This window comes from Caulobacter sp. B11, from assembly GCF_002737765.1.
In the GTDB taxonomy this organism is placed as follows: Bacteria; Pseudomonadota; Alphaproteobacteria; order Caulobacterales; family Caulobacteraceae; genus Caulobacter.
On sequence record NZ_PEGG01000006.1, the window covers coordinates 1 to 16,753 of the forward strand.

Annotated in this window: 13 protein-coding genes and 3 pseudogenes; 11 read left to right on the forward strand and 5 right to left on the reverse strand. The window is 68.4% G+C overall.

All coding sequences use genetic code 11. The annotated features are described in order from the left end of the window. Both CSW58_RS00505 and CSW58_RS13605 read right to left on the reverse strand, forming a co-directional pair. Positions 1 to 1,618: pseudogene (locus CSW58_RS00505) on the reverse strand (hypothetical protein); the annotation flags it as partial. A gap of 55 nt (positions 1,619 to 1,673) precedes the next feature. Beyond that, positions 1,674 to 2,006, reverse strand: a complete 333-nt coding sequence (locus CSW58_RS13605; RefSeq protein WP_143755031.1) for a hypothetical protein — start codon at positions 2,004 to 2,006, stop codon at positions 1,674 to 1,676. Positions 2,007 to 2,256: 250 nt separating this feature from the next. Between CSW58_RS13605 and pstC the strand changes: the two are divergent. The 6 genes and pseudogenes from pstC (at position 2,257) to CSW58_RS13610 (ending at position 8,015) form a co-directional block, all read left to right on the forward strand. Further along, positions 2,257 to 3,698, forward strand: a pseudogene (gene pstC, locus CSW58_RS00510) (phosphate ABC transporter permease subunit PstC). Further along, positions 3,691 to 4,989 (forward strand): phosphate ABC transporter permease PstA, encoded by a 1,299-nt coding sequence (gene pstA / locus CSW58_RS00515; RefSeq protein ID WP_099445882.1) that lies wholly within the window; start codon positions 3,691 to 3,693, stop codon positions 4,987 to 4,989. The pseudogene pstC and the gene pstA overlap by 8 nt, the downstream one beginning before the upstream one ends. Positions 4,990 to 5,039: 50 nt before the next feature. Continuing rightward, positions 5,040 to 5,876: a phosphate ABC transporter ATP-binding protein PstB gene (gene pstB, locus CSW58_RS00520; protein WP_099445889.1), complete on the forward strand. Its 837-nt coding sequence runs from the start codon at positions 5,040 to 5,042 to the stop codon at positions 5,874 to 5,876. A 17-nt stretch (positions 5,877 to 5,893) separates the two neighbouring features. Beyond that, positions 5,894 to 6,586 carry a phosphate signaling complex protein PhoU gene (gene phoU / locus CSW58_RS00525; RefSeq protein ID WP_099445883.1) on the forward strand — a complete coding sequence of 231 codons (693 nt, stop codon included), beginning with the start codon at positions 5,894 to 5,896 and terminating at the stop codon, positions 6,584 to 6,586. Positions 6,587 to 6,611: 25 nt separating this feature from the next. Further along, the gene (gene phoB, locus CSW58_RS00530) at positions 6,612 to 7,304 is read left to right on the forward strand and encodes a phosphate regulon transcriptional regulator PhoB (RefSeq protein ID WP_099445884.1); all 693 of its coding nucleotides are present in this window, start codon (positions 6,612 to 6,614) and stop codon (positions 7,302 to 7,304) included. A 138-nt stretch (positions 7,305 to 7,442) separates the two neighbouring features. Further along, positions 7,443 to 8,015, forward strand: a complete 573-nt coding sequence (locus CSW58_RS13610) for a hypothetical protein (protein WP_143755032.1) — start codon at positions 7,443 to 7,445, stop codon at positions 8,013 to 8,015. Positions 8,016 to 8,622: 607 nt separating this feature from the next. Here CSW58_RS13610 and CSW58_RS14535 read toward each other — a convergent pair. Next, entirely contained in the window at positions 8,623 to 8,778 is a 156-nt protein-coding gene (locus CSW58_RS14535; protein WP_369825045.1) for a hypothetical protein, read from the reverse strand. 656 nt (positions 8,779 to 9,434) lie between these two features. Between CSW58_RS14535 and purD the strand changes: the two genes are divergently transcribed. The 3 genes and pseudogenes from purD to CSW58_RS00550 all read left to right on the forward strand — a co-directional run bounded on the left by purD (position 9,435) and on the right by CSW58_RS00550 (position 13,282). After that, positions 9,435 to 10,709 carry a phosphoribosylamine--glycine ligase gene (purD, locus tag CSW58_RS00540; protein WP_099445885.1) on the forward strand — a complete coding sequence of 425 codons (1,275 nt, stop codon included), beginning with the start codon at positions 9,435 to 9,437 and terminating at the stop codon, positions 10,707 to 10,709. 182 nt (positions 10,710 to 10,891) lie between these two features. Then, positions 10,892 to 11,980: a phosphotransferase gene (locus CSW58_RS00545; protein WP_099445886.1), complete on the forward strand. Its 1,089-nt coding sequence runs from the start codon at positions 10,892 to 10,894 to the stop codon at positions 11,978 to 11,980. Next, positions 11,977 to 13,282, forward strand: a pseudogene (locus CSW58_RS00550) (amidohydrolase family protein). Before CSW58_RS00545 ends, CSW58_RS00550 begins: the two are co-directional and overlap by 4 nt. A 42-nt stretch (positions 13,283 to 13,324) precedes the next feature. Here CSW58_RS00550 and CSW58_RS00555 read toward each other — a convergent pair. Continuing rightward, positions 13,325 to 14,764, reverse strand: a complete 1,440-nt coding sequence (locus CSW58_RS00555; protein WP_099445887.1) for a catalase — start codon at positions 14,762 to 14,764, stop codon at positions 13,325 to 13,327. Positions 14,765 to 14,920: 156 nt separating this feature from the next. Here CSW58_RS00555 and ubiA point away from each other — a divergent pair, with 156 nt between their 5' ends. Then, the gene (gene ubiA / locus CSW58_RS00560; protein WP_099445888.1) at positions 14,921 to 15,847 is read left to right on the forward strand and encodes a 4-hydroxybenzoate octaprenyltransferase; all 927 of its coding nucleotides are present in this window, start codon (positions 14,921 to 14,923) and stop codon (positions 15,845 to 15,847) included. Here ubiA and CSW58_RS00565 read toward each other — a convergent pair. Continuing rightward, positions 15,844 to 16,218: a lysozyme inhibitor LprI family protein gene (locus tag CSW58_RS00565; protein WP_099445890.1), complete on the reverse strand. Its 375-nt coding sequence runs from the start codon at positions 16,216 to 16,218 to the stop codon at positions 15,844 to 15,846. The two genes, ubiA and CSW58_RS00565, sit on opposite strands and share 4 nt — an antisense overlap. 69 nt (positions 16,219 to 16,287) lie before the next feature. Here CSW58_RS00565 and CSW58_RS00570 point away from each other — a divergent pair. Beyond that, positions 16,288 to 16,753 (forward strand): fatty acid desaturase family protein (locus tag CSW58_RS00570; protein WP_148665636.1); only part of this gene is annotated, 466 nt, incomplete at its 3' end.

Consider the following 16,753-nt stretch of genomic DNA (forward strand, 5'->3'; position numbering starts at 1 on the left):
GGGCCCCCCCCAAAGCCGCCGGGGCCGCGATCAGCGCCGCCCTCGCTGGGCTCCGCGCGGCCGGCTGGCCTTCACCACCGGGCGCCGAGGGCGGGGGCGCCGCTCCGCCGGCCGCCGCGTCGGCGACCGCCGGCCGGCCCTCCTGACCCTCGGCCCGCCGGAAGCGCCCGGGCTGCGGCTGGGGCCCGAACGCCTTGCGGAAGGTGAAGCCGGTGCGAAGCTCCGAGGTCTCGCGGCGATCGAAGTTCACCGGCCGCGCATCGATCTGCAGGAGTCGGCCCGAGGCGTCGCGCACGAAGCGCTCGGGGAAGGCCGCCTCGATCTGGCTGGTGGCCGTGGGGAAGCTGGAGATCAGGTCTTCGGTGCGGGCGCGGCTATAGGTGCTGGTGAGGGTCAAATTGGTCGCCGTCAGCGGCTTGAGCGTCACGCCCAGCTTGAAAACCCGGCCTTCCTCCTCGCGAAGGCCGCGATTGCCGCCGGTCAGGCGCGAGATGACCACGGCTTCGCCGCGCTGGAAGTCATAAGCCTGGACGCCGGGCGTCAGTTGCTCGGGATCGCCGATCTGCTGCAGGCTGGGCGCGCCCTGGTCGCGGGTCATCGAGGCGTTGATGCGCAGCTTGTCGATCGGCGACCAGTTGGCCCCGTAGCCGACCGTGGTCAGGGCCCCGAAGTCCGACAGCTGGTCGGCGGCCAGGTTGAGGTTCAGCGACAGGTCGCCGAGGGCCGCCAGCACGTCGTTGCGGCGACTGGCCAGGGGCAGGTCGAGATTGAGCTTGGCGCCGGCGGTGTCGCGGGACAGCTCGCCGCTGCGCTGCACGCCGGCCCGTACCGAACGGCTGTCGAGCCGCACCGTGTTCAGGCCGCCGGTCACGGTCGTCGCGATCGCGCCGGCCGGGATGCGCCACAGGTCGCCGCTGAGGTCGGCCTGGGCGTCGGCCGAGGTCGAGACCGAGCGCGAGCTGTCATTATAGGCCAGGCCGCCGACCACGCGTTCGGTGGTGCTGTTGCTTTCCGCGCGCTCGGCGTTGCCGGTGACCGACCAGCGCCAGCCCTGGACCGCGCCGAGCAGGCCGCCGCCGACATGGACGGTCCAGTCGTCCGACTCGCGCCGCAGCGGGCCCGAGGCCAGGGTGTTGAGGCCCAGCCAGGTCAGGCTGTCATTGCCCTCGAGCGTGGCGTTGACCGTGCCGGAGATTCCCGAGCCCAGCGGGCGGGAGAACACCGAGTTCAGGGCCCAACTGGTCTTGTCGGGGATCAGGCCGCGAAAGGCCGCGTCGGCGCGCGGCTGGGCCAGATCGCGATCGGTCTCGAGCACCCGGTTCTGATCGCTGACCTTGGCGTCGACCATGAACCGGCTGTCGCGCTGGATCAGCAGGCGATTGCCGCGCACATCGACCGTGTCGCCCCCGCCGCCCTGGGTCGGGGTCTTGTAGCCCGCCTCGGCGGTGATGGCCCGGAAGCGTCGGCGCAGGACCAGGTTCACGACCTTCTGGTCGGCGCGGTAGCCGTATTTGAGCGCGACCTCCTCGGTGAGGATGTCGACGCGGGCTATGGCCTCGGTCGGCAGGTCGCGCACCTCGTTGAAGCCCGAGATCCGCCCGCCATTGACCAGGATCACCGGCCGGCCGCCCGCGCGCCGCGCGCCGAGGCGGTCAGGGGTTCCAGGGCGGTGATCAGCTCGGCGACCGTCGAGACGCCATAGGCGCGGATGTCGCGCGGCGACAGCTGGACCTCGGGGGAATGTCGCCGATCACCGAGCCGGGCTGCTGGCGCGAAGCGGTCACGGTGACGGCGTCGACCTCGAAATCCTCGTCCTCAACCACCCGGGCTGGGGTCGCCGGGGTCTGAGCCGGCGCGGCGGCTTGCCGCGCAAGGGCTGGGCCGGCCAGCAGCGCGGCGGCGACCCCAGCATCAGGGCCGCTTTCAGGCTGGACGAAGGTGTCGGAACGCGGCGGGCGGTCAGGTCGGTGGTCAAGCGGGGCTCTCCGGACGGCGCACCGTCGCATCTCATCGCCCCAGACGGGGCCGCGTCCAAACGGTCTTGTCGACGCTTCGTTGCCGCATGATTTCAGGATCGTGACGGTGGCGGCGCGGTCGTTGGGACCGCGCCGGCGAGCAGAATCGGCGCGCCGGGCCGTCGAGCGTCATCAAACCGTCATCAAACCGTCGCATAAGCTCCGCTCCGCTCGGGCATAGCTCGGCTTGGACGAGGCGTCGCGCCGTGCGGCGGGCTCGCATCCCTCGCGCAAGAACCACATGCTTACTTGGCTCTCGCTTCTGTTTCTGGCGCTGTTCTCCGCGGCGGCCTTCATGGCCGGCCGGGGGCGCGCCCTCAAGGCCAGTGGCGGTTCGGCGGCCCGGCTGCACTCCCTGCCCAACTATTATGGCAGCTATGCGGCTCTTTGGGCCGGCGCGCCGGCCGCCCTGCTGCTGCTGCTGGGCATGATGTTCGGCGGCCGGGTCGAGGACGCCCTGCTGCAGCGCGAGCGTCCGGCCGCCATCGCCGGCATGACCGTCGATCGGCAGGACGTCTTCTTCAGCGACGTCCAGGCCGTCGCCTCGGGCCAGGCGGCCAGCGAGGTCACCTATGACGGCGACGAGCGCCTGGCCTTCGACGCCAAGGTCGCCGAGTCGCGTCGCATCTCGGGCATCGTTCGCTATTCCCTGCTGGCCGCCGCCGGCCTCGTCGCCCTGGGCGGCCTGCTCCTGGCCCTGCCGCGCATCGGCACCGAGTTCCGGGCCCGCAACCGGGTGGAGGGCTGGATCGCCGGGGTGCTGATCGCCTGTTCGGTCGCCGCCGTCCTGACCACGCTGGGCATCGTTCTGTCCCTGGTCTGGGAGAGCTGGCGGTTCTTCCAGAGCGTGCCGGTGCTCGACTTCCTGCTGGGCACCGAATGGAGCCCGCAGATCGCCATGCGGGCCGACCAGGTGGCCGGCGCCGGCGCCTTCGGGGCGGTGCCCTTGTTCGTCGGCACCTTCCTGATCATGTTCATCGCCATGCTGGTGGCCGCGCCGGTGGGTCTCTATTCGGCGATCTACCTGTCCGAATACGCCAATCGCGGCCTGCGCTCGACGATCAAGCCGCTGCTGGAGATCCTGGCCGGGGTGCCGACCGTGGTCTACGGCTTCTTCGCGGCCCTGACGGTCGGGCCGCTGTTTCGGGCGGGCTTCAACGCCATCGGCGCCCAGCTGGTCGGCGGACCGCTGGACGGGATCGGTCAGTACCTGATGCAGGTGCAAAACCAGATGGCCCTGGTGGCCGGCGTGGTCATGGGGATCATGCTGATCCCGTTCGTGTCCTCGCTGTCGGACGACATCATCAACGCCGTGCCGCAGAGCTTGCGCGACGGCAGCTACGCCATGGGCGCGACCAAGTCGGAAACCATCAAGCGCGTGGTTCTGCCCGCCGCCCTGCCGGGATCATGGCCGCCATGCTGCTGGCCGTGTCGCGCGCCGTCGGCGAGACCATGATCGTCACCATGGCCGCCGGCCTGCAGGCCAAGATGACGGTCAATCCCCTCGACACCGTCACCACCGTCACCGTGCAGATCGTCACCCTGCTGACCGGCGACCAGGAGTTCGACAGCGCCAAGACCCTCTCGGCCTTCGGCCTGGGCCTGACCCTGTTCGTCGTCACCCTGGGCCTGAACATCATCGCCCTGCGCATCGTCCAGAAGTATCGGGAACAGTATGACTGACGCCGCCCGTTCCGCCGGCGCGGCCAAGCGCGCGCCGCTCACCGCCCGCGAGGCGATGCTGAAGAAACGTCACCGCTCCGAGGCCTGGTTCAAGGCCCAGGGCGTCGCGGCGATCATCATCGCCATGATCTTCCTGGTGGTGCTGGTCGGGCGCGTGGTCGGCCAGGGCTATTCGACCTTCCTGACCCACTCGATCAGCGTGCCGGTCTATCTGGACCCCAGCCGCGTCGACGCCGCCGCGCTCGAGGGGGTCAATTACGACTACCTCGTCGCCGAGGGCATGATGAAGAAGCTGGGCGTGCAGGACGACGACCTGGGCCTGATCTCGGGCAAGGTCATGGACCTGACCTCGCGCGATCTCGGCTTCCAGCTGCTCAACCAGCTCAAGGCCGACCCGTCGCTGATCGGCAAGACCGTCACCGTCACCGGTCCGATGAAGGCCGACGCCGATCTCTACTACAAGGGCGAGATCAAGCGCTCGACCCTCGAGGAAGACCGCAAGCTGGACAACCAGCAACTGGACTGGCTGGACCAGTTGCAGAAGAGCGGCGCGGTGACCGCCGGCTTCAACGTCAAGTTCTTCACCAATTCGGACTCCACCGAGCCTGAACAGGCTGGGGTTCTGGGGGCCGTGGTCGGCTCGGCCATGATGCTGCTGATCACCGCCCTGATCGCGGTGCCGGTCGGGGTGATGGCGGCGGTCTATCTCGAGGAATTCGCGCCCAAGAACCGTTGGACCGACGTGATCGAGGTCAATATCAACAACCTCGCCGCCGTGCCGTCGATCGTCTACGGCCTGCTGGGCCTGGCCCTGTTCATCAACTGGCTGCACGTGCCGCGGTCCTCGCCGCTGGTCGGCGGCCTGGTCCTGGCCCTGATGGCCCTGCCCACGGTGATCATCGCCACCCGCTCGTCGCTGAAGGCCGTGCCGCCCTCGATCCGCGAGGCCGCCCTGGGCGTCGGCGCGTCCAAGGCCCAGACGGTGTTCCACCACGTCCTGCCCCTGGCCATGCCCGGGGTGATGACCGGCGCGATCCTGTCCCTGGCCCATGCCCTGGGCGAGACCGCGCCCCTGCTGATGATCGGCATGGTCTCGTTCGTGCCCGGCGTGCCCGAGGGCTTCACCGGCGCCTCGACCGTCCTGCCGGTTCAGGTGTTCATCTGGGAAAACGCGTCCGAGCGGGCCTTCCACGAGCGCACCGCCGCGGCGATCATCGTGCTCCTGGTGTTCATGATCGTCATGAACGCCGCCGCGGTGATCCTGCGCCGCCGCTTTGAACGTCGCTGGTAGGCCCCATGACCCTTTTTCCCTTCGCCTCGCCTTTCCGTTCGGGACACGCCATGTCGACCCAGCACCGCGATGACGCCATCGCCCACACCGCCGCCTCCGTCTCCGCCGCGCCTGGCGCGGTCGAGGCCAACGCCTTCAAGATCCGGGCGCGCGACGTCAACGTGTTCTACGGCGACAAGCAGGCCCTGTTCGACGTCAATCTCGACGTGCCGGGCAAGTCGGTCACCGCCTTCATCGGCCCGTCGGGCTGCGGCAAGTCGACCTTCCTGCGCTGCATCAACCGGATGAACGACACCATCCCCTCGGCCAAGGTCACCGGCGCGATCGAGATCGACGGCAATGACGTCAACGCCAAGAGCGTCGATCCGGTGGTGCTGCGCTCGCGGGTCGGCATGGTGTTCCAAAAGCCCAACCCCTTCCCCAAGACCATCTTCGAGAACGTCGCCTACGGCCCGCGCATCCACGGCCTGGCCACCGGCAAGGCCGAGCTGGAGGCCATCGTCGAGAGCAGCCTCAAGAAGGCCGGCCTGTGGAACGAGGTCTCCGACCGCCTGCATCAGCCCGGCACCGGCCTGTCCGGCGGCCAGCAGCAGCGCCTGGTCATCGCCCGAGCCATCGCCGTGTCGCCCGAGGTGATCCTGATGGACGAGCCCTGCTCGGCCCTGGACCCGATCGCCACGGCCCGGATCGAGGAACTGATCGACGAGCTGCGCAGCCAGTTCTGCATCGTCATCGTCACCCACTCGATGGCCCAGGCCGCCCGGGTTTCGCAGAAGACCGCCTTCTTCCACATGGGCAAGCTGGTCGAGAGCGGCGCGACCGAGGACATGTTCACCAATCCTCGCGACAGCCGCACCCAGGACTACATCACCGGCCGCTTCGGCTAACCGGTAGGACAACTGACATGACTGAACATACCGTCCGTTCCTACGGCGAAGAACTCAACCACCTGACGGCCGAGGTCACCCGCATGGGCGGCATGGCCGAGGCCCAGGTCGCCGACGCCATCGACTGCATCGCCCGCCGCGACGCCCCCCTGGCCCAGCAGGTCGTGGCCCGCGACGCCCGGCTCGACACCCTGCAGCTGGAAATCGAGCGCAAGGCCTTCAAGCTGATCGCCCTGCGCCAGCCGATGGCCGTCGACCTGCGCCACGCCGTGGCCGCCCTCAAGATCTCGATGAGCCTGGAGCGCTGCGGCGACATGGCCAAGAACATCGGCAAGCGCGCCCTGATCCTGACCGAGGCCGATCCGATGACCGCCCTGACCCGCTCGATCGAGCGGATGGGCCGCCTGGTCCAGGGCCGGCTCAAGGACGTGCTGGACGCCTATACCAGCTCGGACGTGCAGCGGGCGATCAGCGTCTGGAGCCGCGACGAGGAAGTCGACGAGCACTACAACGCCATCTTCCGCGAACTGCTGACCTACATGATGGGCGATCCGCGCACGATCAACGCCTGCACCCATCTGCTGTTCGCGGCCAAGAACCTCGAGCGCATCGGCGACCACGCCACCAACATCGCTGAAATCATCCACTTCGAGATCACGGGCGAGGAGATCATCTCCGAACGCCCCAAGCTCGACGCCTTGACCCAATAGCCTCCAACAGGAAGGGCGCTGCCAAGTGACTCCGTACGTACTGGTGGTCGAGGACGAGGACGCCCTGGCGACCTTGCTGCACTATAATCTCGACAAGGAAGGCTATCAGGTCGCGGTCGCCGGCGACGGCGAGGAAGCCCTGACCCTGGCCAGCGAGCGGGCCCCCGACCTGGTGATCCTCGACTGGATGCTGCCCAAGGTCTCGGGCATCGAGGTCTGTCGCCGTCTGCGCGGCCGCAACGAGACCCGCAACGTGCCGATCATCATGCTCACCGCCCGTGGCGAGGAGAGCGACCGCATCCGCGGCCTCGACACCGGGGCCGACGACTATGTGGTCAAGCCGTTCTCGATGGTCGAGCTGACCGCCCGGGTCCGGGCCGTGATGCGCCGCATCCGCCCCGCCCTGGCCGACGACCGCATCACGGTCGGCGACCTCGTCATCGACCGCGTCGCCCACCGGGTGAAGCGCCAGGGCAAGGAAGTCCACCTCGGCCCCACCGAGTTCCGCCTGCTCGACTATCTGATGCAGCATCCGGGCCGGGTGTTCAGCCGCGAACAGCTGCTGGACGCGGTCTGGGGCTCGGACGTCTATGTCGAGGCCCGCACCGTCGACGTCCACATCGGCCGCCTGCGCAAGGCCCTCAACGGCGCGGCGGACGGCGACCCGATCCGCACCGTGCGTTCGGCGGGGTATTCGCTGGATGTCGAGGCGGCTTAGGGGGCGGCGGGCGCAGGAGGGGCGTTTAGAGTGGCCCCTTACCTGTTGAATAAGGTGGCGGTCCACCTTGGCTTTTGCTCGCCTAAATACTCGTGACGAGATGTAGGCGCCGTCGGCTGATTCAGCCAAACTGTGCAAATGGATGCACTCAAGCAATTTCTCGGCGGTCTAGCGTTCCTATTTGTCGCTGCACTACTCTTTAGTTTTATGCGCGAGGGCGCAAATTTCGGCTCTGTGGCGGATTGGGCCGGAGCGGGGGCCAACCTCGCAGTGGTTATATTGACGCTTTGGTTGGCGACCGCCGCCTCCAGGCGGGAGGCGCGCGCGAGGTCGGACAAAGTCATCGCTACGCAGAAAGCCTTTCGTGATTGCCTGAAGATGGCGATAACGCTTGGAAATCGTTCAGCTGATTTATTTGTGCCGCCGTGGCCGAATGAAATTGTCCGAGATGAGTTCAAATACGACCTTCACGCGGTCAATCAGAGCTTTATGCAATTCCCTACGCTCGATCTCCCAATTCCTGAGCGCCTCCCCTGCAATCACGCTGAGGCCATCTGGCACACACTGAGTTCGGCAGTTGGCAGAGCGGCGGCTCAATCAGAAATGGGATGGGCGCTCCAATTCGATGCTCAGTCCGTGATCTCGATTTCCGTCCAACGGCTCGAGGGCATAGCTGGCGCTCTTCCGCCGATCGATCGTGTTTCCCATTGAACCCCGACGCTCCCGCGTCGGTGCGATCCTTACATCTCTTGGAGGCTGCAGCGTGCTGGTCTGGAAAGGTCAGTCAAGGACCGCCTCCGGCGGCCGCGACGCGGCGACGCGGAGCGTCGTCCTTGAGTGACCTTTCCAGACCAGCGATCGTCTCGCCGTGAGATCTAAGGACGGCTCCCTCCAAGGGGCGGCGGCTTCGCCTTCAGAGCCCCATAAGCCTCCGTCATCCCGGGACCTGTTCCCGGGACCCATCCCTCCGCCACACGGGCGGTGCAGGGGTGATCGAGGGCGGGGCGGCTGAACCCTGGGTCCCGGGGACAAGCCCCGGGATGACGGGCTTTTGTGGCGGCGAGGGCGGGGCTCCCTCTGGCGCGGAGGCTTTCCCACGACCTCCCAAACCAAGGCGCGACCCTTCCCCCTTGATGTGGGAAGGGCAGGGATGGGGGTGACGCCGTCGGCCGGTTTCACGCGGGCCGCGCCCCATCCTGAGCCTCTGTCACCCCCATCCCCAACCCTTCCCCCATCAAAGGGGGAAGGGAGAAGGCCTTGAGTGACCTCTACGCCTCGGTGATCGTCTCGCCGTGAGATGTAAGGAGGGCTCCCTCCGCTAGGGCGAAGGCGCTGTTTTCGGCCGCCTACAAAATTTTGTCATCCCGGGCGGCGAAGCCGACCCGGGACCCAGGGGCCGGCGCATTGCGGTTGCCCCTGGGTCCCGGCTCTCCGCTGCGCTGCGGCCGGGATGACAAGGGTTGGGGGCGAGAATGGGGTAGGCGGCCGTGGTGTGTGGAGTGCCCTGTCCAGACCGGCGACCGTCTCGCCGCGGGATGTCAGGATGCCGCCGTCCGGGAGGACCAGGAGTCCTGGCGCGCGCCATGGGGATCGGCCGTCCTCCATCCAAGGGGACCGGCGAACAAACCTCAACCTAATCAACGCCTTAAAAATAGAACGAGCGCGCCTGTCAGACGCGCTCAGACCGGCCGTAGACTTCTCCTCGCTCCATCGCGAGGGGAGGGCGTCCAGCTGGCGACCGAACGCGCGGTGGGGGCGGTTGAGCGGGTTCAAGAGGACAGGGGACGTAAACCTGTCCATCGGAGGAAGGCCAAAGCCTCCGCCCGTCCGAAGGTCCGCTCCGGGGCCGCCGGGAGAAACCTGACTTGCAGCCCTTGGCTGGGTCCGGTTTCGAAGGCGGTTGTCCGGATGGGGTAAAGGGTTGAACCAGACCCGCGCGCCCCGGCCAGAGGGATAACAGCCGCGCGGAGCGCTCCGGCCCCGGCCGAAACGGTACTCCACTCACACATCTCCGGGCCTGGCCCGGACGCTCCGCCGCCTCCCCAACTCGCCGGTGAAAACCGGCGAGGCCGCCAACCCGTGCGCGGGGCGACTTGACCCCGTCGTCCTCTGGTTCCACACCCCGGCCTCATGGAAAAGCTGACCATCCTCCTCGTCGGATCCGGCGGGCGCGAACACGCCCTGGCCTGGAAGATCGCCCAGTCGCCGCTGTGCGGACGGCTTGTCGCCGCGCCCGGCAATCCGGGCATGGCCGCCGTCGCCGAGCTGCGCGCGGTCAAGGTTCTCGACGTCGACGGACTGGTCGCCCTGGCCCAGGAGATCGCCGCCGACCTCGTGGTGGTCGGCCCGGAATCGGCGCTGGAGGTCGGCCTCGCCGACCGGCTGGCCGAACTGAACATCCCCTGTTTCGGCGGCAGCCGGCGCGCGGCCCAGCTGGAGACCTCCAAGGCCTTCACCAAGGACTTCTGCGCCCGCCACGGCCTGCCGACGGCGGCCTATGGCGTGTTCACCGACGCGCCGAGCGCGGCGACCTTCCTCGACACCCTGGACGCCCCCTTCGTGATCAAGGCCGACGGCCTGGCGGCCGGCAAGGGCGTGGTGATCGCTGAGGACCGGGCCCAGGCCGACGCCGCCGTGCTCGACATGCTGGGCGGCCGGTTCGGCACGGCCGGGGCGCGGGTGGTGATCGAGGAGTTCATGTCCGGCGAGGAAGCCTCGCTGTTCGCGATCTGCGACGGCACGACGGCGGTCCTGTTCGGCGCGGCCCAGGATCACAAGCGCGCCTATGACGGCGACCAGGGCCCCAATACCGGCGGCATGGGCACCTATTCGCCGCCGCCCGTCCTGACCGACGCCCTGGTCGACCAGGCCTGGCGCGAGCTGATCGAACCCACCGTCAAGGGCATGGCCGCCGAGGGCAATCCCTATGTCGGCGTGCTCTATGCCGGCCTGATGCTGACGCCCACCGGCCCCCGGCTGGTGGAATACAATGCCCGCTTCGGCGATCCCGAATGCCAGACCCTGATGCTGCGCCTGCAGAGCGACCTGGTGCCGATCCTGCTGGCCGCCGCGCGCGGTCAGCTGGCCTCGGCGCCGAAGCCTGTCTGGCGCGACGCGGCGGCGATCTGCGTGGTGCTGGCCGCCGAGGGCTATCCCGACGCGCCGGTGACCGGCGGCCTGATCACCGGCGCCGAGGCCGATTTCGGCGACGCGGCGGTGATCTTCCACGCCGGCACGGCCCGCGACCCCGAGGGGCGGCTGGTGGCCTCCGGCGGCCGGGTGCTGAACGTCTGCGCCCTGGGCACCAGCCTGGGCGAGGCCCGCGACCGGGCCTATGCGGCCCTGGAGACGGTGTCGCTCGAGGGCGGCTTCTATCGCCGCGATATCGGCTGGCGGGCGCTTTAAAGATCCTCCCCCTAGCGGGGGAGGTGTCGGCGAAGCCGACGGAGGGGGATGTGCTGCTGACTTTGTGCGGTCTTCCCCCACCGGCCTGACGGCCGCCTCCCCCTTCAGGGGGAGGATCGACGCTTGCACCCGCCGCCCCACCCACTAAACTCTCGTTCAAACAAGTGTTGGGGAGAAACCGCATGGCCGACGCCGCCGAACAGACCGCTCAGGACCTGAACTCGGGCACCAAGCCGGTCGATCCCCGTCACGCCATCGACGAGGCCAAGCTGACCCGCTGGCTCGAGGCCCATGTCGAGGGCTTTCAGGGCCCGCTGGAGGTGCGCCAGTTCAAGGGCGGCCAGTCCAACCCGACCTACCAGCTGGTCACGCCCAACAAGAAATACGTCCTGCGCCGCAAGCCGCCGGGCAAGCTGCTGCCCTCGGCCCACGCCGTCGACCGCGAGTTCAAGGTGATCTCGGGGCTGAACAAGGCCCACTTCCCGGTCGCCAAGGCCTATGCCCTGTGCATGGACGAGGACGTCATCGGCACGATCTTCTACGTGATGGACAATGTCGAAGGCCGCATCCTGTGGGACGGCACCCTGCCCGACTATCAGCCCGCCGAGCGCCGGGCGATCTATGAGGCCGAGATCGACACCCTCGCGGCCCTGCACAATGTCGACTACGCCGCCGTCGGCCTGGCCGACTACGGCAAGCCGGGCAACTATTTCGCCCGCCAGATCGACCGCTGGACCAAGCAATACAAGGCCTCGGAAACCTCCGATCTGGAGGACATGAACAGGCTGATGGCCTGGCTGCCGACCACGGCGCCGGCCGACGACAAGACCACCATCGTCCATGGCGACTATCGCCTCGACAACATGATCCTGCACGCCACCGAGCCGCGCGTGGTGGCGGTGCTGGACTGGGAACTGTCGACCCTGGGCAATCCCCTGGCCGATTTCAGCTATTTCCTGATGAACTGGGTGATGCCCTCCGACCAGCGCGGCGGCCTGTCCGACATCGAGGACCTCACCGCCTATGGCGTGCCGACCATCGAGGAGGCCGTGGTTCGCTACTGCAAGGCCACCGGACGCGACGGCCTGCCCAATCTGGACTGGTACTTCAGCTACAACCTCTTCCGGCTGGCCGGGATCTGCCAGGGCATTGTCGGCCGGGTGCGGGACGGCACCGCCGCCAGCGCCCATGCGGCCACGATGGAGGCGCGCGTGCCGGTTCTGGCCCGAGGGGCCTGGGCCTTCGCCCAGAAGGCGGGAGCCCAGGGCTGATGCGCAAACTCCTGGCGGGCGCCTGCGCCCTGGCCCTGACCGCGGCGCTGCCTGGCGTCGCGAGCGCCCAAGACAAAGCGGGGACCCTGTTCGTCCAGGCCGGTCGGCTGCTGGCCGACCCCGCCACCGGCAAGGTCGAGACCGCCAAGACCGTGGTCATCGCCGGCGGCAGGATCACGCGCATTGTCGACGGCTATGTCTCCGAACCGGGCGGCAAGGTCGTCGACCTGCGCGACAGCTTCGTCCTGCCCGGCCTGATCGACAGCCATGTGCACCTGACCGGCGAGCAGGGGCCCAGCTCGCGTCTTGACGAGGTGACCCAGTCCTCGGCCGACCAGGCCATGATCGGGGCCGGCTTCGCCCGCAAGACCCTGATGGCCGGCTTCACCACCGTGGCCGACCTGGGGGCCGAGAACGCCGCCATCTTCGCCTTGCGCGACGGGATCAAGCGCGGCGACGTGGTCGGCCCGCGCATCATCGCCTCCGGCTCGGCGGTCTCGGTCCATGGCGGCCATGGCGACGTCAATGGCTTCAGCGAAGAGGTCATGCACGTGCTGCGGCCCGGGCTCGGTCTGCTCGGGGGCCGACGACTGCCGCCGGGCCGTGCGCGAGCAGGTCTGGCGCGGGGCCGACATCATCAAGATCACCGCCACGGGCGGCGTGCTCTCCAATACGGCGGCGGGCCAGGCCCAGCAGTTTTCCGACCCTGAACTGGCGGCGATCGTCGACAGCGCCCACCGCATGGGCCGCAAGGTCACCGCCCACGCCCACGGCGTCGACGGCATCAACGCCTTCCTTCGGGCCGGCGGCGACTCCATCGAGCACGGCACCTATCTGGACGCCGACAGCGTCGCCCTGTTCAAGAAGAACGGCGCCTATCTGGTGCCGACCCTGATGGCCGGCGACTTCGTCTATCGGATCGCCACCGGGCCGAACAACTTCCTCACCCCGGCCCAGACCACCAAGGCCCTGGACGCGGGTCCCAAGATGCTGGCCATGGCCCGCCGGGCCCACGAGGGCGGCGTCAAGATCGCCTTTGGCACCGACACCGGCGTCAGCGCCCACGGCGACAACGCCGGCGAGTTCGCCCTGCTGGTCAAGGCCGGCCTGACCCCGCTGGAGGCCATCCAGACCGCCACCGTCAACGCCGCCGCCCATTTCGACCTCTCGGCCGAGATCGGCAGCCTGGCGCCGGGCAAGGCCGCCGACCTGATCGCGGTGTCCGGCGACCCGCTCAGCGACGTGACCGTCCTTCAGGCGGTCAAGGCGGTGATCAAGGCCGGCGCGGTGGTCAAGCCCTGAAGAGGGCTAGCGCCACACCGGCCTTGACCCGTCTGGGGCGGCTTAGAGGCTGAGCCCCAGCCTGGCGGCGACCCCCGCCGCATAGGCGGGATCGGCCTTGGCGAAGTGGGCCAGCTGGCGGCGGATGATCGCCTCCGGCACGCCCTGCATGGCGGCGGCGATGTTGCCAAACAGCTGGTCCTGCTGGTCGGGGTTCATCAGCCGGAACAGGTCGCCGGCCTGGCTGTAATCGTCATTGCCGTCGCGGTGATCATAGCGGTCGGCGTCGCCGGCCAGCGGCAGGGGCGGTTCGGCGAAGGCCTTGTCCTCGACCGGCCCGCCAAAGCTGTTGGGTTCGTACCAGGCGTCGGTGCGCGGCGGCGCGTCGAAGCGCATGGCCCCGTCGGCATGCTGGGTATGGACCGGACAACGCGGCCGATTGACCGGCAGGGCCTCATAGTGCGTGCCGATCCGATAGCGGTGGGCGTCGGCATAGGCGAAGATCCGGGCCTGCAGCATCTTGTCCGGCGAGAAGCCGATGCCGGGCACGATGTTGGACGGCGAAAACGAGCTCTGCTCGATCTCGGCGAAATAGTTGTCGGCATTGCGGTTCAGCTCGACGATGCCCACCTCGATCAGCGGAAACTCGGCGTGCGGCCAGACCTTGGTCAGGTCGAAGGGGTTCCAGCGGAAGGTCTCGGCCTGAGCTTCGGTCATCACCTGGATCGAAAACTTCCAGCGCGGGAAGTCGCCGCCCTCGATGGCCTCGAACAGGTCGCGCTGGGCGCTCTCGCGGTCGTTGGCGATGACCGCGTTGCCCTCGGCGTTGGTCCAGGTCTTGATCCCCTGCATCGACTTGAAGTGGAACTTCACCCACACCCGCTCATGGGCGGCGTTGAGCATCGAATAGGTGTGGCTTCCGAAGCCGTGCATGAACCGGTAGCCCTGCGGCAGGCCGCGATCGCTGAACAGGGTCGTGACCTGGTGCAGGCTTTCGGGGCTCAGCGACCAGAAGTCCCACATCGCCGTGGGCGAGCGCAGGTTCGACACCGGGTGGCGCTTCTGGGTGCGGATGAAGTCGGGGAACTTCAGGGGGTCGCGCACAAAGAACACCGGGGTGTTGTTGCCGACCATGTCCCAGTTGCCCTGCTCGGTATAGGCCTTGATCGAGAAGCCGCGGACGTCGCGCTCGGCGTCGGCGGCGCCGCGCTCGCCGGCCACGGTCGAGAACCGCATCAGGATCTCTGTGGTCTTGCCCACCTGCGACAGGAAGGCGGCCTTGGTGTAGCGGCTGACGTCCTGGGTGACGGTCAGCGTGCCATAGGCCCCCGACCCCTTGGCGTGGACGACCCGTTCGGGCACCCGCTCGCGGTTCTGGTGGGCCAGCTTCTCGAGCAGCTGGTAGTCCTGCATCAGCAGGGGGCCGCGCGGGCCGGCGCTGAGGGAATTCTGATTGTCGGCGATCGGCGCGCCGCCCGTGGTGGTCAGGGTGTTGGAAGTCATGTCGGGTCCGCCTCTGTGTCTGGAACCATGCTGCGCCCAAGCTCAACATCAATCCAATTGATCGTTTTGTTCCTCGGTATAGATCAGACCTATGTGTCGACGGATCGGCGCGGCCGGCGCCTTTGCGCGCCGCCAGAAGCTCGCTAAGCCTTGGCCATGAGCACCATCCTCCCCGACGCCGCCGCCCGCAACTGGGTGGACCGCCATGCGCCGCCCGGCCTGCGGCCCTGGCTGAAGCTGGGGCGGTTCGACCGGCCAGCCGGAATCTGGCTGCTGATGCTGCCGGGCTGGCAGGGGATCGCCCTGGCGGCCTCGACCAAGGGCCAGTGGCCCAGTCCCTGGCTGCTGCTCGCCTTCTTCGCCGGCGCGGCCCTGATGCGGGCGGCCGGCTGCGCCTATAACGACATCGTCGATCGCGACTTCGACGCCCAGGTCAGCCGCACGGCGATGCGGCCGATCCCGGCCGGCCAGATCAGCGTCAAGCAAGCCTGGGGCTTCGTCCTCGGCTGCTGCCTGGTCAGCCTGCTGATCCTGCTGACCCTGGGCTGGGTGGCGATCGGGCTGGGCGTGCTGTCTCTGGGCCTGGTGGCCGCCTATCCGTTCATGAAGCGCATCACCTGGTGGCCCCAGGCCTGGCTGGGCCTGACCTTCAACTGGGGCGCCCTGCTGGGCTATGCGGCGGCGACCCACACCCTAGGCTGGCCGGGCCTGCTACTCTACGCCTCGGGCATCTTCTGGACTCTGGGCTATGACACGATCTATGCCGTGCAGGACCTCGAAGACGACGCCCTAGCCGGGGTGAAATCGTCGGCCCTGCGCCTGGGCGAGGCCGCCCCCCGGGCGGTGCTGGGCTTCTATGTCGCCAGCTTCGTGCTGGTGATCGCCGCCGCCTGGACCGCCGACCTGGGACCGCTGTTCCTGCCCCTGGCGGCGCTGTTCGCCCTGCACCTGTCGCGTCAGGCAGCCGCCCTGCGGATCGATGATCCAGTCGGGGCCTTGGCCCTGTTCAAGTCCAACGCCCCGGCCGGCTTCGTGCTGGTCCTGGCCCTGGTCGCCGGGCTGTGGAAGCCGGCCGGACTCTAGAAAGGCCCGGCGCGGTAGATGCGGTCGAGGCCGCGCTCCAGTTCGCCCAGCCTCTGGTCATAGCTGCGGTTGAGGCAGACGCGCCTGCCGCCGCAGGTGCGGCGATCCCGCAGCCATTCCCGCTGCCGGTCCTCCAGCGCGCCGCGACCGCCCATGGCCAGGGTCTTGCGGTTGATTTCGTAGAGCTGGGCCATGCGCACGTCCTTGTCGTTCAAGGGGCGATTGGCGCAGATCGCCTTCTCGTCGGCGGTGCGGGCCTTGGCGCAGTCGAAGCTGGCGGCCTGGGCGAGGGCCGGGGTGAGGCTGGCGGCCAGGACGAGGGCCAGGACGAGAGGCAGGGCGAGGGCCAGGGTGGTCGCGATCCGGCGCATCGGGGTCTCCAAGGGCTGTGACGCAAGGTCATCCTGTAAGGGCAATGCCGAGTGTGACATGATCGTTGCATGGCCGTCGCCGCGCGCATCAAACCCACTGAGCTGTTCACCCCCGCCGAATGGGCTCCGCTCTCGGCGCGCTCGGGCTGGATGGGGATTGCCCTCGTCGCCCACGCCTGGATCGTCATCGTCGCGGCCGGCGCGCTGTTCGTCGCCTGGCCCAATCCGCTGACCTACCTCATCGCCGTGATGCTGATCGGCGCGCGGCAACTGGGCTTGGCGATCCTGATGCATGAGGCCGCCCATGGCGGGCTGCATCCCAACCTCAAGATCAATGACTTCCTCGGCGAATGGCTGTGCGCCGCGCCGACTGGGGCCAGCCTGGCCAAGTACCGGCCCTATCACCTGACCCACCACAAATACGCCCAGCAGGCCGAGGATCCCGACCTGGTCCTGTCGGCGCCCTTCCCGACCACCCGCGCCTCGCTGCGCCGCAAGATCGTGCGCGACCTGACCGGCCAGACCTTCTTCAAGC